This window comes from Aestuariibaculum suncheonense (assembly GCF_014596935.1).
GTDB classification, from domain to species: domain Bacteria; phylum Bacteroidota; class Bacteroidia; order Flavobacteriales; family Flavobacteriaceae; genus Aestuariibaculum; species Aestuariibaculum suncheonense.
The window spans coordinates 137,497-158,526 of sequence record NZ_JACVXC010000002.1 but is presented as its reverse complement, the minus strand read 5'-3'; the positions used below and the strand labels follow the sequence as shown (position 1 = coordinate 158,526).

The following is a 21,030-nucleotide window of genomic DNA, read 5'->3' as shown; positions in this document are numbered from 1 at the left end:
ACCCCCGGAGGTGTGACCCTCAACAGTTTTCAAGACTGCCGCATTCGACCACTCTGCCATTTCTCCTTGAGTGTCTCTTCAGGTATTCCCTGAATGCGGGTGCAAATATAGAATCCTTTTTCAATTCTATCAAACATTTTCAAGCTTTTTTTAAACTTTTTTTAGATTAATTTTTAACGCTCTCATTTCTAGTAAATTTAAAAATGGGTAATGAAAAATAAAAATGCAAACCGTACTTTTGCGTAAAGTTATATTAAAAATGGATATCATTAAACAACTAAAGTGGCGCTATGCCACTAAAAAGTTTGACACAAATAAAAAGCTATCACCGGCGAAGCTAGACACATTAAAACAGGCTTTCAACTTAACAGCAACCTCTTTCGGGTTACAAACCATAAAGTTAGTAATTGTAGAAAATCAAAGTTTACGCGAGTCGTTATTGGTGCATAGCTATCATCAGCGTCAGGTTACCGATGCCTCACATTTGTTGGTTATTTGCATACAGGAAAATGTGTTAGAACACGACGTGGTTAAGTATTATAATAATATCAAGGATATTAGAAATACGTCCGAAGACATTTTAAAACCGTATCGCGAAGACCTTATAAAAACCATGAGTAAAATGTCTGTAGAGCAACGTCAGCAATGGTCCAAACATCAGGCTTATATTGCTTTGGGAAATTTAATGACGGTTTGCGCGGTAGAAAATATCGATTCTTGCCCTATGGAAGGGTTTAACGCTTTAGAGTTCGACAACATCTTAAACCTTCAGGAAAGAGGCTTAAAATCAGTCTTATTACTTCCGGTTGGCTACCGCGCCGAAGACGATATGTTTTCAGACTTCGCAAAAGTTAGAAAACCCTTGGAAGAAGCCATCATAGAATTATAAAAATACAATTAATGGCGTTACCTTTACCCTAAATAGTTTAAGTAAAGGTCGGGCTTTTCGCTATATCTTTTGCTCAGGCAAAAGGATACCGCTGCAATCCCTAACGCAAAATATAAACATAAAAATATATGCCAGGATTTGAATTATTTGGAGATTTAGAACGCAAAGAAGTCAACGACGTTTTAGATAACGGCGTACTGATGCGCTATGGTTTCGATGGAATGCGAAACGGACACTGGAAAGCCAAAGAATTAGAAAAAGCTTTAGAACAGACATTCAACACAAAACATGTACAATTAGTTTCAAGTGGAACGGCAGCCATATCGGTAGCCTTGGCAGCCGCAGGCGTTGGGGCAGGAGACGAGGTGATTCTTCCAACCTTTACCTTTGTAGCGAGTTTTGAAGCCGTAATGATGTTAGGTGCTATACCGGTTTTAGTAGATATAGATGATACCTTAACTCTTAATCCGAAAGCTGTGGAAGCAGTCATCACTCTCAAAACGAAAGCGGTCATGGTGGTACACATGTGTGGAAGTATGGGAGATTTAGATGTATTAAAAGCTATTTGTGATAAACACAAATTAATATTAGTTGAAGATGCTTGTCAAGCCATTGGAGGGACCTACAACGGTAAAGCCTTGGGGAGTATAGGCGATTTAGGGTGTTTTTCGTTCGATTTTGTAAAAACCATTACCTGTGGCGAAGGTGGCGCAGTAATCACCAACAACGAAGAATATTATTTACATTCCGATCATTATAGCGATCATGGGCACGACCATATTGGAAAGGACAGAGGAGCAGAGTCGCATCCGTTTTTAGGGTATAATTTCCGTATTTCAGAGTTGCATGCCGCGGTTGGATTAGGGCAGCTAAAACGTTTACCTGAGATTATAAATATTCAAAAGAAAAACTTTACCATACTACGAGATGCTTTAGCGACTATTCCGGAAGTAACGTTTAGAAAAGTTCCGGAAGGCGGAGAAGAAAGTTATGGGTTTTTAAATTTCTTTTTGCCAAGTTTAGAAGTGGCGCGTAAAGTATCTGACAAGTTCAAACAAAATGGCATAGATGCTTGTTTTCATTATTACGATAATAACTGGCATTACGTACGTAAGTGGGAACACTTAAAGGAATTGAAATCCTTATATCCCATTTCGGAAGAAGTAAAGACTGGATTGGCTTATTTAAAAGTAGCTGAATTCCCTGAATCTGATCATTTTATCGGGCGAAACATTTCGTGTTTAATCAAATTATCGTGGACAGAAGAAGAGGTAAAAGCTAGAGCAGCTAAAATGGTTGAAATCATTAAAGAAGAGTTAGCATAACAGAGCATAACACGGTTGGTGTTATATATCTTCTATCTTTTGTTACATATCTTTTATAGTCTTCGTGGTTGAAGTTTTAATTTTGATTGTGTTATTAATCAAATAACTTCAATTATGAAGACTTTTTTTACGTATCCTGCATTACTGCTTTTTATCTTTTTTTTTCAGTCCTGTAAGTCGAAAACTAAATCGGAAACAGAAATAACAGTGGAAGAAAAGATTCCTGTAAAACCTTATAATACCTATAAGGATGCTATTACTTTTAAAACCTTGTCCATGGAGTTTATGGGGCCTGATTCTATTCCGTCGGGTTGGAATACTTTTAAATATATGAATAGATCTAATGAGGCACATTTTATCTTGCTTGACAAATACCCGTCAGGAAAAACTATTGAAGATTGTGAGAAAGAGATTGTTCCCGTTTTTGATAAAGGCATGGATTTAATTAATGAAGGAAATGCTGAAGCTGGTTTTGCTGAATTTGGTAAGCTTCCGGAATGGTTTCCTCAAATTATATTTACAGGTGGTTCTGGATTAATAGCCGCAGGTCAAACTAGTATTACAACGGTTAATTTAGAGCCAGGATATTATATTATGGAATGCTACATGAAAATGCCTAATGGTAAATTTCATAACGCCATGGGCATGTTAAAATCACTTGTCGTAGCAGATGAAGTTTCTGGTGAAGTTGAACCTGAAGCAGATGTTGAAATAACACTTTCCAACGAAGGTGGTATTGTGCTAAATGATAGTTTACTAAAAGGACAAACAGTATTTAAAGTCACTTTTCAAGATCAAAAAATACATGAGAATTTTGTACAAACTGATGTACATCTGGCAGAGATATCTGCAGAAGTAAATCTTGACTCTCTGGAAGCCTGGATGAATTGGGCTAACCCGAAAGGCTTAATAACTCCAGTACCCGCAGGGGTGAAATTTTTAGGAGGACTTCAGGAAATGCCAGCCGGAAAACATGGTTATTTTACGGCTGACTTAAGACCCGGTCGTTATGTTTTAATATCGGAAGTTCCGGCTTCAAAAAGTAAAAACTTACTTAAAGTATTTGAAGTATCAGATTAGTAATTAACGTAATCAACAATTTCTAAACCGTAACCAACCATACCAATACGCTTAGTTTGAGCACTGTTTGAAATTAAGCGCATTTTATGTATATCTAAGTCATGCAGTATTTGGGCGCCAATACCAAAGTCTCTCGCATCCATATTAATTCTTGGTGCCTTAGATACTGTGTTTGGCTTTTGATGCTCTTTTAAGAAGCTCAATCGGCTTAAAATATCCATAGATTGCACTTCCTGATTGATAAAAATGATGGCGCCTTTGCCGTCATCATTAATAACCTTGAACATGTTTTCTAATTGCTCATCAACGTTATTGGTTAATGTCCCTAATATGTCGTTATTCACTAAAGTGGAATTGATTCTCGTAAGCACAGCGTCTGTGTCATTCCAAACACCTATAGTTAACGCTATATGTATTTGGTTATTAGTGGTTTGTTTATAAGCTCTTAGTCTAAAACTTCCAAACCGCGTTTCGATTTCAAAATCTTCTTTTTTCTCAATTAAAGAGTCGTGTTGCATTCTATATGCTACCAAATCTTCAATAGAGACGATTTTTAAATCCAGTTTTTTAGCCACTTCTATAAGTTGTGGTAAACGCGCCATAGTACCGTCTTCGTTCATAATTTCAACGATAACACCGGCAGGCTGTAAGCCGGCTAAACGAGCAAAGTCAATAGCTGCTTCGGTATGTCCGGTACGTCTTAACACGCCACCTTCTTTAGCTACTAATGGAAAAATATGTCCAGGTCTCGCTAATTCAAAAGGTTTTGTAGACGGATCGATAAGGGCTTTAACCGTTTTTGCTCTATCGCTTGCAGAAATACCTGTGGTTACCCCATTTCCACGCAAATCTACCGAAACCGTAAATGCAGTTTCCATATGATCGGTATTGTTGGTTACCATCATATGCAAGTCTAATTCTTTACAACGTTTTTCGGTAAGTGGGGCACAAATAAGTCCGCGGCCATGAGTAGCCATGAAGTTAATCATTTCAGGGGTTACTTTATCGGCAGCAGCCAGAAAATCACCTTCATTTTCTCGGTTTTCATCATCAACAACTATAATCACTTTACCATGTCTGATATCTTCGATGGCGTCTTGTATGCGATCTAATTTAAATTTCGGTGTTGTTGTATTATTTGTACTATTTGTCATGGTTTCAAGTATCATGATGCAAAGATATTGCTATTTTAAGGAATTCAAACAATTTTGTTTTAAGTCTTCCTTCATTTTAGAGTTAAGAAAAATATATCCAATAAAATAAAGAGGTAAGCCAATAATAATTAAAATAAGATGCGGCTTTTTCCCTATTTTATTGATGTGTTTATAAAACTGATTGATATTGATCATCGTTTTAAAATAATAGATGATATACATTACAAAAGAGACAATACTTAATTGTATAGACGCTGTTGCTACAGATGGTAGTTTATTGTTTGCAAATACAAAATGCAATATTAGTAAGATAGCGCCAATGGCATACATTGAGATCGCAAACTTTGTATGGTCTTTGTAATCGTTATAAATATCTTCTGAAGTATCGAATGCCGGATCGATTTCTAAACCTTGACTTCTTAAGGAGCGCGTAGAATATCCTCGGAAATTTAAAAGTTTTAAGGCTTCGTAACGTGTGTTTTCATCGTGACCAAGGGCTTCATAATTAGCAATAACATCTAATATTCTGTCGTTTTTATACGAATGCATGAAGGTATAGTCAACAGTTTCTTTGTCTTTAATATTTAAGGCTTTCTTGATTGGCTCTATTAAATTATCGAATTCAAATAAACCTTTGTCTGCTGTGGCGCGTTTGGTTAAAAAGAAACCAAGAGGCAACATGACCAAGGTTGAAAACCAGCTGGCTAAAATAGGGTTGAAACCACCATTCTTAGCGCTGTTTGTGGCGAAAATACCAATAAAGTGATAGGTTAAGAATAATAAAATAGCAATAACCATTGGCAGACCAATACCGCCTTTGCGTATTAAAGCTCCTAATGGCGCTCCAACGAAAAATAATACAATGCAGGCAAAACCTAAAGCGAATTTCTCATGTAGGGAAATGTAATGCCTGTTGATAATGGAGTTTGTGGCTTTTATAGGTGTTTCTCTAGAAAGAATAAGTTGCTTGGCACTTCCCATAGTTTTTTGTGCCATATCGACAAGTTCTACCTGGCGTTTAAGTTCTAAGCTGTCTAATAACGAACCTAAGTTAACAGAATCTCGTTCTTTAACTTTAGATATTCTATGGTTATTAGCCATGATACTCGTACGTTGAAACATACTTTTGGAAAAGGTTTCATGATCTTCCTTTCGCTTAATTTCAAGAGAGTCTATGGCTTTATTCAAATCAACAACATCAAGCATACTGTGTTTGTCGGTTTGAGATTCTTCATCCATATCAACATCGTTCATTTGAGAGATATCGATATTGATGGTGTAAGTATCGAATGTACTTTTAGCAAATGGTTTTTTATTACGTTCTTTAGGATCTTTAGAATAAATATCACTGTAATAGTTACCGTCTTTTAAAATGAGCTTGATAACATTCGAATCTTCTCTACTGGCTAATTCTCCTGTTTTTGAGCGAATAACAGTAGCATTTTTTCTACCATCATTACCTTTAATATGAATAGTAACACTATCTAAATACTGACCACGATCACCGTGTTTTTTATCAAATTTGATATTGTAAGTACCTACAGGATTAAATTGTCCCTCAGCCAAAACCATAGCAGGTTTTAATTTGGCAATATTTCTACGTAGGTTGTAGGATTTTAATTCCGCCCATGGAATGACGTTGTTTGAAAAGAAAAACGTAGTAATTCCTAAAATGACGATGAAAACACTCAGTCCAGACATAGCACGTTGTAATGAAATCCCTGTCGATTTCATCGCTGCGAACTCGTAGTTTTCGGCAAAACTTCCAAAAACCATAATAGAGGCCAACAAAATAGTTAGAGGTAAAACTAATGGTATTAGTTTTGGCGTGAAATAAAACAGGAATTTAAAAATTACTTCTATGTCTAGGTCCTTACCGGCAAGTTCTTTAATGTACAACCAAATAGTTTGTAATACAAAAATGAGCATGAGTATAACAAACACGCTCAAAAAAGTCTTAAGGTAAGACGTAAGGATATATCGGTCTAGTATTTTCAAGTGTAGGTAGCTTAATCTAGATTGTTGATGTAAAAATCTTTGTATTTGTTGGCATCAAAGGTAAATAAGCTTTTTGATAAAGGCTCGTTTGTTTTAAAAGAATTAACAGTAAGCGTGGTTTTTGTACCGTTTTTTCCAACCTGAATTAAGTTGTAAATGTGCTTGGTTTGTTTATCGATTCCTAATAAAATATTCTTAATTTCAGAGTTGGAATCGATAGGTATTAACTTTACATATTGAATTTTTCTGCCATTAATGTTTTGTTCAATATCCATCGCGTAAGTATAGCCATCTTCGTAGAAGGAAAGCATTTTGCTAGGTGTAACCGAATCTTCTTCATTACCGTTATCTGATGATACCGTAACTTCTTCATCTTCTAAACTGATGCTGTATAATTTTTTACCATCAAACAAGCGCGTTACTCCAAGAATATTTAGTCTGTATTTTTCACCTTGCATAACCACGTCTCCTTTGGTTTGCTGCTTGATGTTTTCGGCGGTATTTTCTAAAACGTATTTAAAGTCTATAGAAATGTTGTTGTAACTTTTAGCTTTGGCAGAAACCTCGTTTAAAAGGGTTTTTGCGCTATTTTGAGCAAAAGCAGTAACAGATAAAGTTAATAGCAAAACAGTTAAAATCTTCTTCATGTTCATTTTTAAATTAAAGTATTTCATTTTCTAAATGGTTATCCAGAGCGGTTAAGTCTGGTATTAAAACCTGACGGGCTTTACTGCCTTCAAATGGGCCAACAATACCTGCTGCTTCCAATTGATCGATTAAACGACCAGCTCTGTTGTAACCTAATTTCAATTTTCGTTGTAATAAGGATGCCGAGCCTTGTTGTGCAGTTACAATAACAATAGCAGCATCTTTAAATAATTTATCGCGATCTGATATATCTATATCAAGACTTGTGCCACTTTCTTCACCAACAAACTCCGGTAACATATAGGCTTCAGGGTAAGCTTTTTGCGATCCAATAAAGTCTGTAATGGTTTCTACCTCCGGGGTGTCAACAAAGGCGCATTGCACACGAATTAAATCGTTTCCTTGTGTGTAAAGCATGTCTCCACGACCAATAAGCTGATCGGCTCCGGCACCATCTAAAATGGTTCTTGAGTCGATTTTAGAGGTTACTCTAAAGGCAATACGTGCAGGGAAGTTAGCTTTAATAATACCGGTGATAACGTTAACCGACGGACGTTGCGTTGCGATAATCAAGTGAATACCAATAGCACGGGCTAACTGAGCTAAACGTGCGATAGGTGTTTCTACTTCTTTACCAGCCGTCATGATTAAATCGGCGAACTCGTCAACAACTAAAACGATGTACGGTAAGAACTGATGACCATCATTCGGATTCAGTTTTCGGGCTTTAAACTTGGCGTTATACTCGGCGATGTTTCTACACATTGCTGTTTTTAGCAGTTCGTAGCGATTATCCATCTCGATACATAACGAGTTTAAAGTATTAATCACTTTCGTGTTATCTGTAATAATGGCATCTTCACTGTCAGGTAATTTAGCTAGATAATGACGTTCAATTTTATTGAATAGGGTTAACTCTACTTTTTTAGGATCGACCAAAACAAACTTCACTTCAGCCGGATGTTTTTTGTAAAGTAATGAAGTTAATACAGCGTTTAATCCAACCGATTTACCTTGTCCGGTAGCACCAGCCATAAGTAAGTGAGGCATTTTAGCTAGATCGACCACAAAGGTTTCGTTGCTAATGGTTTTACCTAAGGCAATAGGTAATTGCATGTCGGAACTCTGGAATTTTTTCGAAGCAATAACCGAACGCATGGAAACAATAGTTGAGTTTTTGTTTGGTACTTCGATACCAATCGTTCCTTTGCCTGGGATAGGGGCGATAATACGAATCCCTAGAGCTGAAAGGGATAAGGCAATATCGTCTTCTAAATTCTTGATTTTTGAAATACGAATTCCCGCATCAGGAACAATTTCATACAGGGTTACAGTTGGCCCAATAGTAGCTTTAATATTAGCAATACCAATATTGTAGTTTTTTAAGGTATCTACAATTCGGTTTTTATTTTCTTCTAATTCTTCTTGATTAATAGTGATGCCTTCGGAATCATATTTTTTAAGTAAATCCAGAGTAGGAAACTGGTATTTGGCTAATTCTAATGTCGGATCGAAAAGCCCGAAATCTTCAACCAATTTATCTGAAAGGTTATCGGTTTCCGATTGTTCTTCTGCAAACTTTGCAACTTCAATCGCTAAATCAGATTCAATATCGTCATCAGTATCTTCTTCTGCAATGTTAACCTCTAAAGCGGTTTGAGTGTTTGATGTAAAATTTTCATCGCTGGTAATATTGGTATTCAAAGTCATACCGCCACTAGAAAGATCTTCATCTATTTCGTCTTCAAAATCCTTCTGAAGGTTTTCCTTTTCTTTAATATCGAAAGCCGATTTAAAAGCTTCGGCTTCTTCAGTTAAATTGTTATCTACCGGAACGATTAATTCGTTATTCGCTGTAGAAAATTCATCTTTAATATCTCGTTTAGCTGAATGGAAAAGATTCGCAACGTTTTCAAACGTTAATCGGAAACGAATAGCCATATAGGTAATCACACCAAATAATAACAAAAGAGATACCCCAATTTTACCAATAAAATCCTGTAAATAGGTGTTTATTTCGTAACCTACTGTTCCGCCAAGGATATCTATTTTAGTCCCGAAAAAACCGAAAAACACCGAAAGCCAGATGATGATTAAGATGCCCCAAAACCAGTGTTTTCTTAATTTAGTTCTGTTGCTGTCGGTCAAAATATAAACTCCAGATAGGCATACCAATCCTGCAAAAATAAATGAGGCTACACCAAACCCACGTTGAATAAATAAATCACTTAACCAGGCCCCGGTTTTACTTAACCAGTTTTTGGGTTGTACATCTCTTGATGCAAAATCAGAAAGGGTACTTTGGTCGGCTTCTCCCGTAAACAAGAACGACACAAAAGCAATGCAAAGTACGATGCCGAAAATAACCAGAAAGCTCCCTAAAACCAGTTTTTGTTGGCTTGATAATTGAAAGCTAGGTAGTTTGATTTTTTTTTTAGTAGATGATTTTGTGTTGGTTTTTTTCTTCGCCATTCATGCACGTTTAGGTTAAAACAAAAATACAAATTACTAACGTTTATCCTAACGATATATTATTTTAAAAAATCTTCGGAAGATATATTATTAAACCAACAATAGAGGCAAAAACAGAGGCAATAAAAACAGCACCAGCAGCTATATCCTTTATATAACCTATTTTATGATGATGTTCGGGGTGAACAAAGTTTGCAATTTCCTCAATGGCGGTATTAATACCTTCAATACTCATTACCAATCCTATGGCAAAAAGTTGCAAAATCCATTCGGTAGAAGATATATTAAAAAAGAATCCTGCTGCACAAACACATAAAGCGATTACAAACTGAATTTTTATACTGGCTTCTCTTTGTAAGAGTAGAACAGCACCTTTAAAAGCATAGCCTACACTTTTTACTCGGTTAATGAAGAAGGATTCTTTTTTTGTCACTTAACTAATCAGTATATTTTATGCTATAGCTTCTAAAGCTGCTTTATAATTTGGTTCATCTACGATTTCAGCAACCTGCTCGGTGTATACAACAGTACCCGTTTCGTCAAGAACTACAACACATCTGGAGTGTAAGGTTTCTAAAGGACCGTCAGTGAAATCTAAACCGTATGCTTTACCAAAACTACCATTTTTGTAATCCGATAGGTTTATCACATTATCTAAGCCTTCGGCACCGCAAAAACGAGACATAGCAAATGGTAAATCGTGAGAAATACAAAGTACTTTTGTGTTTTCTAATTCGCTGGCCTCTTTATTAAAAGCTCTTACTGAAGCTGCACATGTTCCGGTATCTATACTTGGGAAAATGTTTAAAACGACTTTGCTTCCAGCAAAATCATCAAGACTAACGGTTGCTAAATCTGTATTTGTTAATTTAAAATCAGGAGCTTTTGTCCCTACTTTAGGAAGGTCACCAGAAGTATGAATAGCATTTCCTTTTAAAGTTACTGTTGCCATTTTTTCTTGTTTTAATTTTTTCTAAAAGTAGTAATTAAATAAGAATATCAAAGAAAACCGTTTTAGGTTTTTGAAATCTTTAACGAAAGACATTTGCTCAAAATATAGCTGAACAGAGATTCATCTTAGATAAATGTTCGATCAATTAGTGATTATCAATTCTTCAATAAGTTATACCAATAATTGTATAATTAATATAAATATCGATTTATGGTTTTTCAGTTTCTATTTCATAACTTTAAGGGAAAGAAATAACCTATAAAATTTTAAATCTTAAAATATGGAAGGAAATTCAAACGCATCAGGCGGAAAATGTCCGTTTATGCATGGTTCAAATACTGAAACAAATCAGTCCGTAATGGATTGGTGGCCTAATGCTTTAAATTTAGATATTTTGCATCAGCATGACACAAAAGTCAATCCACTAGGTAAAGATTTCAATTATCAGAAAGCTTTAAAATCATTAGACGTTGAAGCTTTAAAGAAAGATGTAACCAGTTTAATGACCGATTCTCAAGACTGGTGGCCAGCAGATTGGGGACATTACGGCGGATTAATGATTCGTATGGCATGGCATGCTGCCGGATCGTATAGAATTGCTGATGGACGAGGTGGAGGAGGTACCGGAAACCAGCGTTTTGCACCACTGAATTCCTGGCCTGATAACGTAAGTTTAGATAAGGCCAGACGTTTGCTTTGGCCAATTAAGAAAAAATATGGAAATAAAGTAAGCTGGGCCGATTTAATCATTTTAGCAGGGACTATTGCTTACGAGAGTATGGGATTAAAAACTTACGGATTTGCTTTTGGTCGTGAAGACATTTGGGCTCCAGAAAAAGATGTGTATTGGGGTGCAGAGAAAGAATGGTTGGCACCAAGTGATGGGCGTTACGATGATGTTAGCAAACCGGAAACGATGGAAAATCCATTAGCAGCGGTACAAATGGGATTAATTTATGTAAACCCAGAAGGTGTAAACGGTAGTCCAGATCCAATTAAAACTGGAGCTCAGGTTCGTGAAACCTTCAAACGTATGGCGATGAACGATGAAGAAACAGTGGCTTTAACGGCGGGCGGACATACAGTAGGAAAAGCACACGGTAACGGTGATGCTAGTATTTTAGGGCCTAATCCTGAATCGGCACCAGTTGAAGAACAAGGTTTCGGATGGTCTAATCCAACCCGTTCGGGTGTAGGCAGGGATACGGTGACCAGTGGAATTGAAGGTGCCTGGACAACATATCCAACAAAATGGGATAATGGCTATTTTCATATGTTATTTAATCATGAATGGGAATTGAGAAAAAGCCCGGCAGGAGCACACCAATGGGAACCTGTTAGCATTAAAGAAGACGACATGCCTGTAGATGTTGAAGATATGACAACGAGATACAATCCGATTATGACCGATGCCGATATGGCGATGAAAATGGATCCGATTTACAAAGAAATTTCATTGAAATTTAAAGATGACTTCGAAGCGTTTTCTGATGCGTTTGCAAGAGCATGGTTTAAATTAACGCATCGTGATATGGGACCTAAAGATCGATGGTTTGGGCCAGATGTGCCGGTTGAAGATTTAATATGGCAGGATCCAATTCCGAAGGGTAAATCAGATTATAATGTTGAGGCTGTAAAAGCTAAAATAGCCGATTCGGGGTTAACCATTTCAGAATTGGTATCAACCGCTTGGGATAGTGCTAGAACCTTTAGAGGGTCTGACTTTAGAGGAGGCGCTAACGGAGCACGTATTCGTTTAGCACCACAAAAAGACTGGGCGGGTAACGAACCTGAAAAATTATCAAAAGTATTATCGGTACTAGAACCCATAGCTGCTGATTTTAGTATTAGTGTAGCTGATACTATTGTTCTTGCAGGTAATGTAGGTGTTGAAAAAGCGATTAGAAATGCCGGCATGGACGTAAAAGTAGCTTTTGCTCCAGGACGTGGTGATGCTTCTCAAGACATGACCGATACGGATTCATTCGCTCCGCTTGAACCATTAGCCGACGGCTTTAGGAACTGGCAGAAAAAAGATTATGTGGTAAGTCCGGAAGAAATGTTGTTAGATCGTGCACAGCTTATGGAGTTAACAGCACCAGAAATGACAGTTTTAATTGGTGGTATGCGTGTGATGGGAACTAATTATGGAGGAACTAAACATGGGGTTTTTACCAATAACGTTGGAGCTTTAACGAATGATTTCTTCGTAAATTTAACCGATATGGCTTACAAATGGAAACCAGCAGATAATTGGGTTTACGAAATTGTAGATCGTAAGTCCGGAACGGTTAAATGGACAGCCACGCGTATTGATTTAGTATTTGGTTCAAATTCTATTTTACGTTCTTACGCTGAAGTATATGCTCAGGATGACAGTAAAGAGAAGTTTGTAAATGACTTTGTGAATGCCTGGGTGAAAGTTATGAATGCGGATCGTTTTGATTTAGCCTAGTTGAATTACACCTTCTAAATATAATTAAAAAATCCACTTTCGATGAAAGTGGATTTTTTATAATTAATTGGTTCGTAAATATGTTTCAATAATTTCATGATCTGTACCGGCATCCTGTACTTTTTCAAAACCTCTTTGTATGAGTGTGTCTCCATGAATTTCTACTGTAAATTCGAAGATGTTGCCTTCCCAGTTTCTGAAATTGCAATATTCTAAAAATTCAGTGTATTTGTTGTCTTTTAATTTATATTTTCCACCTCCGGAAGCAAAAAAAGAAAGAGAATCTTTTCCTTGATTAAGGTCATGATTAAGGAAAGCGAAGTGCGATGCATTAATAATTTTAATGACGCTTTTATTGGATAAATCGCTGGGAATAATACTATCTTCTTTTATTGTCGTTGCAGAAATTAGTTTCCAGGTTCCCTCTATAGAAATAAAATTTGATGGTTGTGATGTTTTTTTCTTTCCACAGGAAAGCATAAAAAGAATGAGTAAGAGTAGAGTGTGTTTAATTGTCATTGGTTTTGTATGGAAAATGAAGTATAAATGTAAGAAAAACAGAATGAATTTTAGCGCTTAAACAAAAAGCCACTTTCATCGAAAGTGGCTTTTTGTTTTATATAGTGCAAAGTTTTTAATGACTTAGGCTAAAACAGCTTCAGCTTCTTTTTCCTTAATTAAATCTTCAACAAAAGCATCGATTTGGTGTTTTGTGACGTTGGGCATACAAATTAAATGAGTAACATCGTCTTCCGTAGCCAATTGCCACTTGTCTTTTATGGCGTTTGAGGTTTTAGGAAATACAACTGTAATAGCGCCTTTGTTGCTCCAAGCTTTAATACCTATTTCTAATAACCTGGTTTTACAATATTCGGCAACTTCCAAGCTATGTTCGTATCTCGCTTTTAAACCTTCAACCCCCATGTTTTTTATGGCGTACCATAAAAATAAAACGCTGTGCCCGTTTCGAGAACCAGTAATAGTGGTATCTAAAGAGCCAATATACGATACGCCTTTTGAGACACGATCTCTTAAAGAACGTTTTGTAATAACCACTCCACAAGGCATAGGCGAGCCAATAAATTTATGACCACTTATAGAAATACTATCGGCACCATCGGCAATATCGTATGGAATTCTTTCTAATAGAAAGTCGCCATAAGTACCAGATAAAGCGCCATCGCAATGGATATAATGGTCTTGAATAGCCAGTTTTCTCAAGATGCTTTTAATTTTAGAAATATCATCTTTGGCTTCTTTCATAGTTGTTCCGAAATTCGATAAGATAATGGCAGGTTTATGACGATTGTATTGCAGTGTGTTTTGCAAATCGTCATAATCGATTTCACCATTTTCCTGAGAGCGAATAACGATACCGGGGATATTTAACAAATGAATATTCTTTTTAACGCTGTAATGTGTAGATTCCGAATAATACACCATCGCTTTGGGATATAATTCACGCGCGATATATAATCCGTAAAGGTTACTTTCGGATCCACCATTAGTGATATATCCCCAGTAATCATCAGGGTTAGCTCTGAATAAATTGGCAAAAAAATCGACAACCTCACGTTCCATATCGTGTGTTTGTACCTTATAGGTGCTATTAATAAAAGGATCACCTACATTATTAACAGGGTATTTTAAGAATTCGAAAAGTGGACCGTAATCAAAATCTTTTGAGATAGGATAGCCTAAAAATAAATTACTGGCTTTTTTTATTTTATGTAATGTGTCTTCTAGTTGAGAATGTATATTCATATAAAATGGCATGCTTTTTTGTAAAGTAAAATCACTTCAAAATTAGTTTTTGTAATTTAATGTTTCTGAATATTATTAATAATTAGAAAATAAATCTGTTTGTGTTATTTTTGTAGAAATAAAATACTGAATAGATGGGAGGCTATGTTCAGATTTAGAAATAAAAACTACTATGGATAACATCGATAAAAAGATTTTAAAGCAATTGCAATCGAACTCCAAGCAAAACATCAAAGAGATTGCAAGTAAAGTGGGCTTAAGTGTAACGCCAACTTATGAGCGGGTTAAGAAGCTGGAACAGGCTGAGATTATAAAATCTTACGTCGCTTTATTAGATCGGGATAAAATAGGAAAGAAGTTTGTCGCTTTCTGCCAGATTACCTTGTTAAGGCATCATAAGGAATTAATTGATGATTTTAAAACGCATACAATTAAGTTTCCTGAGATTATGGAATGTCATCATATCTCGGGAAATTTCGATTTTTTATTAAAGATTGTTGTGAATGATATTACGCAGTATCAAAAGTTTATTAATGAAAAATTATCATTACTTGATTGTATTTCAACCATAAATAGCTCCTTTGTTATGGAGTCAGTAAAAGATACGACGGTTTTTGAGTTATAATGTTTCACGAAATACATAAAAAACGGCTCAGAGATTTTATGAGCCGTTTTTATTATAAAAAAGATTTGCTGATTTAAGGAATTGAAATATTATGTTCCCAATACAAACCGCTAATATCGGTTAGTTTTAAGGTATAGGTTCCTTTTGACAGATTGCTTAAATCCTGATGTTTTAATGTGAGTTTTGCTTTTGCACCTAAAGGAAGAATCAAACTATGAGCTCCGGGTTTTACTTTGTCAATATAATAGTTTGATATGTGATCTTTAGGTAATGCCGATAAATCTTCCTGATTGTATTGCAGCACAGTTTCGTTTTTAGCGTTGCGTAATTCAATACCAATCAACCAGGAGCCATACACGTCAACGCCTTCGGTTCTAAATACTTCAAAAGACAAGGTGTTTTGGATAATTGTTCCATTAGAGAGTTCCAGTTTGGGTTTTATTGATTTGTTATGAAGCGTTCCCCATAAACCACCGTGAAAAATTTGATTGGTAGTTAAAGTTATACCCAAAATACTAAGTGAACCTATTAAGACAATCCTAGGAAATACCAAAGGTTTGACAGGTAGTGTACCAGAACCTAACCAAGCGAACCAGTTTTTTTGAGTAATAGCCAGGGGTTTTTCTATCAAATAATTATCAATGGAATATTTACCACTTCCGGTTAAAAATAGCACAAACCCTGTTGCGATGCCTAGGACACCAATTTGCCATTCGTCCAGACAGGTGGTGCCAATCCACCCGGAACCTAATAAGATGCCCATAGCCAGTCCGAAAACACCAATACTCATAAGTCTGGTTAAGAAACCAAACATAATACACAGACCAACAATACCTTCAATAATGGTAAATAGCACCATATTCCACCAAAGAATATCCGGATTTTCCACGAGGTATTGAATTAGTGGTTTTATGCCAAGGGCATTCGGTAAAAAATGATTGAATTTTTCTCCAATATAACTGACGGTATCAGGATCTAATTTATTGGCTAAAATGGTGCGCCTCCAAAAGGCTGAAAAATAGGTCCAACCAACAACTAATCTTAAGGAAAGCGCCAATAATCCTGCGTCTTGTTTTATTTTAAAAGTATTCATTTTTTAGTTTCAGATTAAATGGTTAGACTTATAAATCCTTGTTTTTTCAGTTGAAAGCCGAATAGAATACCATTATCGACTACGTTTACGTGTTCTGGTAAATCCTTGGGATTGACATTGAACTTCTTCATTGAAAGTCCACAAACAAATACCTTAACCTGCTTAGATGTTGCTTCAAGTAGTAAGTTGTTAAATGCGTTGTTATTCGGAATATCGCTAACCGTTTTTCCGCATATGACAACATAAAAGTCACCATAAGATTTGCCATCTTCTTCAATTAAAGCTTCTGCAGTTAAAATTGCAGGTTTCAACTGTTCTATATTCTTTGAGAGAATTAAATAATTGTTGTTTTTAGGGTTGAACGCTTGTGCCTGTAGCTTTAGACTGCCAAAAACTAACATACACAAGGTTGTTAAATATATCATTGGGGTTTTCATAATTGTATTATGTTTTTTAATTTATTGATGATTGCGGTGCAGCAAGCTTAAATTCGTAAGCGTGCATACCATAGATGTAACTAGTGTTAGATAGCTACATGATGTTATTTATTAAATTTGCAGGAAAGTAATTTATTAGTGCCTGGTAGCGTTAATACCCTTTGATATTACAGGTAATCTTTGAAATTCCTGTATAGAATGTATAAAGGTATGGGGGAAACCCTAATGGTTTCGGTGTCTTGTAAAGATGAATAATCTTTTGCAAGATTTGAAATGGTTAAGGTAAATTCAAATGGGGTTAAGATAGCCGGAACAGATTGATCTGCTTTAATGTCCTTGTTTAGACTATTTAAAACAACATCAGAAGTATCGCAAGACGGATTAAATGTTGTTTTATTCTTGTTGGAAATTTCCGTTTTCGGAACGCCTAACTCATCCTGAATGAAGTTTCTAACCTTGCATGGCGAAAGCAATAGCAGTAAAACGAAGCCTAATAAAGCCCATAGTTTTGTTGTTATTTTAAGGTTAGATATTTTGAGCATAGGCACAAATATACAGAAAGCTGTAAGCTAATATTGTTATAGTTTTCTTAATAATCAATAAGAATTTTGCACGATGTGATTTTATTAAGGTATAGATTATTTTGTTGATTGGTTTATTTTTTAGTGGTTTAATGTTTTGAATATGGGGTTTAAACAGAGTCAGTATAAAAAGAAAAACCTCCCATAAATTAAGTCTTACGGAAGGTTTTTAGCATTTATAGAATTTTGATTAAAAATCTACTCGAAGTGCCATAATGACATTTCTACCGGCACCAGAAATTCCTGAACCAAAAGGTCTGTATCTCTGGTCTGTTAGATTTTCAACGCCACCACTCAAACTAAAGGTTTCGTTTATTTTATACATGGTTTTTAAATTTAGTGTATACCAGGACGGAGCATAGTTATTACCATTGGCGTCTTTAGCATAAATTTCATCTTTATCTTGCTCGCTTATAGGTAAATCATCAAATCTTTTTGATCCTTGATACATGGTGTTTAGTTCCAGAGTTAAATCTTTTTTCTGATATCGTATTCGAGTTACACCGAATAGGGGAGCTGCATGTCGCGATGCACTCGTGCTACCATCATCTAATTCTTCTTCACCTTTTTGATAATTGATGTCTGAAAAGAACATAAAATTAGAAGGTAATTTTACTTCTATACCAGCCTGTACGCCATACACATGGGCAACAGCAGCATTTTGAATCGCTTGAATTTGACTTTCTTCGCCATCATAGATAATTGTGTTTTCACCATTAAGTTGATAGTCTCTTTGCACCATTGCATTCTGAAGGCTGGTATAATAACCCGTAAGGTCTAGTTTTATAATATCATCAAAAACTTTAGCGATGCCTAAATCAAAATTATAGGCATATTCCGCTTTTAAATCTGGGTTTGGTACGGTTACAGAACCAGGTTCTGAGTCGAATATTTTTCCAATGTCATCAACATTTGGTGAACGAAATGCTGTACCAATATTCGTTTTAATACTCCAGCTTTTTTTAGGACGATAAACAGCACCTATGCTTCCTGTTAATGCCCCATTATTGATTTTAGCTGAATCGAACGAAAAAGGATAGAATTCCAGATTATTACTGAAGTCGGCATCCAGAATAAACCGATTGTATCTCAAGCCTCCTTGAAGCGTTAATTTATTAGATACTTGATATTCGTTATTTAAATATACAGCTATAGAGTTCCAGGTAGCCTGCGGATAACGCGAAGGACCATGTTTCTGAGTTTCCGTTGAAATGTCTGTTATAACACCTTTAGACGAGACATCATTCAGCACATATTCTAAACCATAATACAGGATGTTTGCAGAGTTTAGACGTTTGTTAAAATCTACGTTTATGGAATAGGCTTCAACATTTTCTGTATTTGTAGTACGCTCATTATTGTTAAGCGATCGGTCTATTCGGCTTTCTTCAAATGATTGTTGAGCTAAACGTATGCGAAAATCATCGTATAAAGAATTATTTCCTTTATGACTTACAGAAAGGTTATTCATCATCCAGCTCTGTGGACCGTAATTCCATTCTGCATAGCGCAAGCTGCCATTTTTAAAGCGATTATGTCTATCGTATCGTCCATATGGCGAGGTTTCAGAATAATGAAAACCATATTGAAAATCCCAGTTTTCATTTGGTTGGAAACGAACTTTCTGCATGAGGTTTACCTGTGAATAGGCTGATGGAATTTGTAATAAAGGGTCTTCCTGAGTTATTACGATGTCTTCGTCGTTTTGTCTTTGAGTGTGAATTTTTTTTATATAATCCTCAGGCCCATGGCTTCCTTGTTTTAAATGATCGAAGTCCCAAGAACTGAAGCTGGTTACCATAGCCCATTTTTCCCAACCGACATTAACATCGAAATGCCCCGTTTTTTCTTTATTAGCTGAAGAGAATCGTACCAATGCTTTACCACTAACCAATTGATATTCTGTTTTAGAAAGTTGTGGTGTTAGGGTTTGAAAGCTCATAACTCCACCAATAGCATCACTTCCGTAAATTACAGAGCTTGGTCCAAATAGGACTTCGGTGCTTTCTGTAGCGAATGGATCTATATTAATAACGTTTTGAAGATTTCCTCCTCGAAAAATAGCAGTATTCATCCGAACCCCGTCTACCGTGTAAATTAATCGGTTTGTTGCAAAGCCACGTATCATAGGACTTCCTCCGCCTTGCTGACTTTTTTGGATAAAAACCTTTCCTGAAGCACCTAATAAATCGGCAGCAGTCTGCGGATTTTGTAAGGCCACTTCTTTGGTAGTTATACTTATAATTTTTGAAGGGATATTGTTTGCTGATTGTCTCCAGCGGGTTCCTGAAATTACAATTTGATTAAGACTTAAATTGGAAGGTTTTAATGCTATGATGAACCGAGCCGTTTCAATTTGACTATAACTTAATATTTGGGTTTCATAGCCAAAAAGTCGGATTTGAATACTGTTAACGTCTTTAAAGACAGAAATATTCGTTTGTCCTTCAGTATTTGTAGTAGCATATTCCCTAGGGCTTTCGCTTATAATAGCGACGCCTTCTAAAGGGTATTGCGTCTCTTTATCTGTAATGGTTAAGGTTTGGGTATAGGAAAAGCTTATACACCCTAAAGTCAGCCATAAAAACAAAATGTGTTTCATTATGTTATTTTCTTTTGGTTAAATAAAATAAGAGCAGGGTCTATAGTTTTGTATATGGACCCTTGAAATAAATAATAAGTGGCTTAACCAAATTCAGGAGGAGGTATAGTAGGGGTGAATTCCCAAGAAATCAAGTTGTTATGGTAATTTGTGGAAATTGTTATAGTTTCATTGTTAAAGAAGTTATAACATATGTTTTTGTTGAGAAACAGGGTCTTAAAAAAAAGTAATAAATTTTCCTGCTGATGCCTGTGTTGTTTATGATCATGTAAAGCTAGAGTAAATAACGTCTTTAGTGTTTTATTGAGTTGCGTTTCTTCATGATCCAGCCAGCACCAAAATGATATAGTGTTTCCATTACTCTCCTGAATAACTACATCGTACATATTATTTTCAAATTCAAATTCTTTAGAGTGTTCCCAACGTAGCTTCTTATTAGCTTCCTCTTGAGTGAATGTTAAAAGAACCAAATCGTTTTTGTCAATGCCAGCAATCATTTGCTGTTTTACCTCTCGTCTTATTTGTTTTTTCTGGAATTGGAGTAGGAGGTATGTGATTGCTAATGGTCCAATCAAGCAGAACAGTAATCCTAAACCTACTATTTTTGCTTTCATAAATTTTATTGCGAGTATAACAATCCGTTTTTCGCGAACGACTTTAACTTAAATGCAATATCTTAAAATGAGATAGCTTTTATATCGTCTTTATTAGTCAAAAAGGTGTAATGATTGATCGTGTTTGAAAATAACTATGGTCATGATTTTAGATTAAAAGGGTTTATGTGATATGTAATGAGCTTTTGTGAAGTACTTTGATAACTTAGGGTGTTACTTGAAGCGTGTCTATCCCCTTTATGTAAGTCAAAAATAATTTTAGGAGAAAATATCGATAAGGTTCAAAATAAAAAAAGCCACGATTCAATAAGAATCATGGCTTTTTTTAGTGTGAGATGGTA

18 protein-coding genes are annotated in these 21,030 nt (G+C 35.8%); 5 read left to right on the top strand and 13 right to left on the bottom strand.

What is annotated here, in order from left to right:
• The first annotated feature begins 259 nt into the window (after positions 1–259).
• The 3 genes from ICJ84_RS06470 to ICJ84_RS06460 all read left to right on the top strand — a co-directional run bounded on the left by ICJ84_RS06470 (position 260) and on the right by ICJ84_RS06460 (position 3,294).
• Positions 260–889, top strand: coding sequence for an NAD(P)H-dependent oxidoreductase (locus ICJ84_RS06470; protein ID WP_188215566.1), 630 nt, complete (start codon positions 260–262; stop codon positions 887–889).
• Positions 890–1,017: 128 nt separating this feature from the next.
• Positions 1,018–2,214 (top strand): DegT/DnrJ/EryC1/StrS family aminotransferase, encoded by a 1,197-nt coding sequence (locus ICJ84_RS06465; protein ID WP_188215565.1) that lies wholly within the window; start codon positions 1,018–1,020, stop codon positions 2,212–2,214.
• A 114-nt stretch (positions 2,215–2,328) separates the two neighbouring features.
• Complete coding sequence (locus tag ICJ84_RS06460; protein ID WP_188215564.1) at positions 2,329–3,294, top strand: hypothetical protein; 966 nt, start codon at positions 2,329–2,331, stop codon at positions 3,292–3,294.
• Here the strand turns inward: ICJ84_RS06460 and ribB are convergent.
• The 6 genes from ribB to tpx form a co-directional block, all read right to left on the bottom strand.
• Positions 3,291–4,448 carry a 3,4-dihydroxy-2-butanone-4-phosphate synthase gene (ribB, locus tag ICJ84_RS06455; protein WP_241748711.1) on the bottom strand — a complete coding sequence of 386 codons (1,158 nt, stop codon included), beginning with the start codon at positions 4,446–4,448 and terminating at the stop codon, positions 3,291–3,293. The two genes, ICJ84_RS06460 and ribB, sit on opposite strands and share 4 nt — an antisense overlap.
• A gap of 30 nt (positions 4,449–4,478) precedes the next feature.
• Complete coding sequence (locus ICJ84_RS06450; RefSeq protein ID WP_188215562.1) at positions 4,479–6,446, bottom strand: LptF/LptG family permease; 1,968 nt, start codon at positions 6,444–6,446, stop codon at positions 4,479–4,481.
• 11 nt (positions 6,447–6,457) lie between these two features.
• Complete coding sequence (locus ICJ84_RS06445) at positions 6,458–7,093, bottom strand: LolA family protein (RefSeq protein ID WP_188215561.1); 636 nt, start codon at positions 7,091–7,093, stop codon at positions 6,458–6,460.
• A 13-nt stretch (positions 7,094–7,106) separates the two neighbouring features.
• On the bottom strand, positions 7,107–9,566 hold the full coding sequence (locus tag ICJ84_RS06440) for a DNA translocase FtsK (protein WP_188215560.1): 2,460 nt from the start codon (positions 9,564–9,566) through the stop codon (positions 7,107–7,109).
• A gap of 64 nt (positions 9,567–9,630) precedes the next feature.
• Positions 9,631–9,999 carry a diacylglycerol kinase family protein gene (locus ICJ84_RS06435; protein ID WP_188215559.1) on the bottom strand — a complete coding sequence of 123 codons (369 nt, stop codon included), beginning with the start codon at positions 9,997–9,999 and terminating at the stop codon, positions 9,631–9,633.
• 18 nt (positions 10,000–10,017) lie between these two features.
• A complete protein-coding gene (gene tpx, locus ICJ84_RS06430; protein WP_188215558.1) occupies positions 10,018–10,518 on the bottom strand; it encodes a thiol peroxidase in 501 nt (166 codons plus the stop codon).
• Positions 10,519–10,798: 280 nt separating this feature from the next.
• Here tpx and katG point away from each other — a divergent pair, with 280 nt between their 5' ends.
• Positions 10,799–12,973 (top strand): catalase/peroxidase HPI, encoded by a 2,175-nt coding sequence (gene katG, locus ICJ84_RS06425; protein WP_188215557.1) that lies wholly within the window; start codon positions 10,799–10,801, stop codon positions 12,971–12,973.
• Positions 12,974–13,036: 63 nt separating this feature from the next.
• Here the strand turns inward: katG and ICJ84_RS06420 are convergent, their stop codons facing one another.
• Positions 13,037–13,492, bottom strand: a complete 456-nt coding sequence (locus ICJ84_RS06420) for a lipocalin-like domain-containing protein (RefSeq protein WP_188215556.1) — start codon at positions 13,490–13,492, stop codon at positions 13,037–13,039.
• A 123-nt stretch (positions 13,493–13,615) separates the two neighbouring features.
• A complete protein-coding gene (locus ICJ84_RS06415; protein ID WP_188215555.1) occupies positions 13,616–14,737 on the bottom strand; it encodes a histidine decarboxylase in 1,122 nt (373 codons plus the stop codon).
• Between the two features lie 172 nt (positions 14,738–14,909).
• On the opposite strand from ICJ84_RS06415, the gene ICJ84_RS06410 reads away from it, so the two are divergent.
• Complete coding sequence (locus ICJ84_RS06410; protein ID WP_188215554.1) at positions 14,910–15,362, top strand: Lrp/AsnC family transcriptional regulator; 453 nt, start codon at positions 14,910–14,912, stop codon at positions 15,360–15,362.
• 73 nt (positions 15,363–15,435) lie between these two features.
• On the opposite strand, the gene ICJ84_RS06405 is transcribed toward ICJ84_RS06410, so the two are convergent.
• The 5 genes from ICJ84_RS06405 to ICJ84_RS06385 all read right to left on the bottom strand — a co-directional run bounded on the left by ICJ84_RS06405 (position 15,436) and on the right by ICJ84_RS06385 (position 20,689).
• On the bottom strand, positions 15,436–16,455 hold the full coding sequence (locus ICJ84_RS06405; RefSeq protein WP_188215553.1) for a TQO small subunit DoxD: 1,020 nt from the start codon (positions 16,453–16,455) through the stop codon (positions 15,436–15,438).
• A 14-nt stretch (positions 16,456–16,469) separates the two neighbouring features.
• The gene (locus ICJ84_RS06400; protein ID WP_241748709.1) at positions 16,470–16,856 is read right to left on the bottom strand and encodes a sulfur reduction protein DsrE; all 387 of its coding nucleotides are present in this window, start codon (positions 16,854–16,856) and stop codon (positions 16,470–16,472) included.
• A gap of 203 nt (positions 16,857–17,059) precedes the next feature.
• A complete protein-coding gene (locus ICJ84_RS06395; protein WP_188215551.1) occupies positions 17,060–17,434 on the bottom strand; it encodes a hypothetical protein in 375 nt (124 codons plus the stop codon).
• A 229-nt stretch (positions 17,435–17,663) separates the two neighbouring features.
• Complete coding sequence (locus ICJ84_RS06390) at positions 17,664–20,075, bottom strand: TonB-dependent receptor (RefSeq protein WP_188215550.1); 2,412 nt, start codon at positions 20,073–20,075, stop codon at positions 17,664–17,666.
• Positions 20,076–20,158: 83 nt separating this feature from the next.
• Positions 20,159–20,689 carry a hypothetical protein gene (locus tag ICJ84_RS06385; protein ID WP_188215549.1) on the bottom strand — a complete coding sequence of 177 codons (531 nt, stop codon included), beginning with the start codon at positions 20,687–20,689 and terminating at the stop codon, positions 20,159–20,161.
• Positions 20,690–21,030 lie beyond the last annotated feature (341 nt).

Bases quoted from the DNA above. Each gene is read 5' to 3' on its own strand.
- ICJ84_RS06470 (WP_188215566.1), top strand. From the start codon at position 260: ATGGATATCATTAAACAACTAAAGTGGCGCTATGCCACTAAAAAGTTT.
- ICJ84_RS06465 (WP_188215565.1), top strand. From the start codon at position 1,018: ATGCCAGGATTTGAATTATTTGGAGATTTAGAACGCAAAGAAGTCAAC.
- ICJ84_RS06460 (WP_188215564.1), top strand. From the start codon at position 2,329: ATGAAGACTTTTTTTACGTATCCTGCATTACTGCTTTTTATCTTTTTT.
- ribB (WP_241748711.1), bottom strand. From the start codon at position 4,448: ATGACAAATAGTACAAATAATACAACAACACCGAAATTTAAATTAGAT.
- ICJ84_RS06445 (WP_188215561.1), bottom strand. From the start codon at position 7,093: ATGAAGAAGATTTTAACTGTTTTGCTATTAACTTTATCTGTTACTGCT.
- ICJ84_RS06440 (WP_188215560.1), bottom strand. From the start codon at position 9,566: ATGGCGAAGAAAAAAACCAACACAAAATCATCTACTAAAAAAAAAATC.
- tpx (WP_188215558.1), bottom strand. From the start codon at position 10,518: ATGGCAACAGTAACTTTAAAAGGAAATGCTATTCATACTTCTGGTGAC.
- katG (WP_188215557.1), top strand. From the start codon at position 10,799: ATGGAAGGAAATTCAAACGCATCAGGCGGAAAATGTCCGTTTATGCAT.
- ICJ84_RS06420 (WP_188215556.1), bottom strand. From the start codon at position 13,492: ATGACAATTAAACACACTCTACTCTTACTCATTCTTTTTATGCTTTCC.
- ICJ84_RS06415 (WP_188215555.1), bottom strand. From the start codon at position 14,737: ATGAATATACATTCTCAACTAGAAGACACATTACATAAAATAAAAAAA.
- ICJ84_RS06410 (WP_188215554.1), top strand. From the start codon at position 14,910: ATGGATAACATCGATAAAAAGATTTTAAAGCAATTGCAATCGAACTCC.
- ICJ84_RS06405 (WP_188215553.1), bottom strand. From the start codon at position 16,455: ATGAATACTTTTAAAATAAAACAAGACGCAGGATTATTGGCGCTTTCC.
- ICJ84_RS06400 (WP_241748709.1), bottom strand. From the start codon at position 16,856: ATGTTAGTTTTTGGCAGTCTAAAGCTACAGGCACAAGCGTTCAACCCT.
- ICJ84_RS06395 (WP_188215551.1), bottom strand. From the start codon at position 17,434: ATGCTCAAAATATCTAACCTTAAAATAACAACAAAACTATGGGCTTTA.
- ICJ84_RS06390 (WP_188215550.1), bottom strand. From the start codon at position 20,075: ATGAAACACATTTTGTTTTTATGGCTGACTTTAGGGTGTATAAGCTTT.
- ICJ84_RS06385 (WP_188215549.1), bottom strand. From the start codon at position 20,689: ATGAAAGCAAAAATAGTAGGTTTAGGATTACTGTTCTGCTTGATTGGA.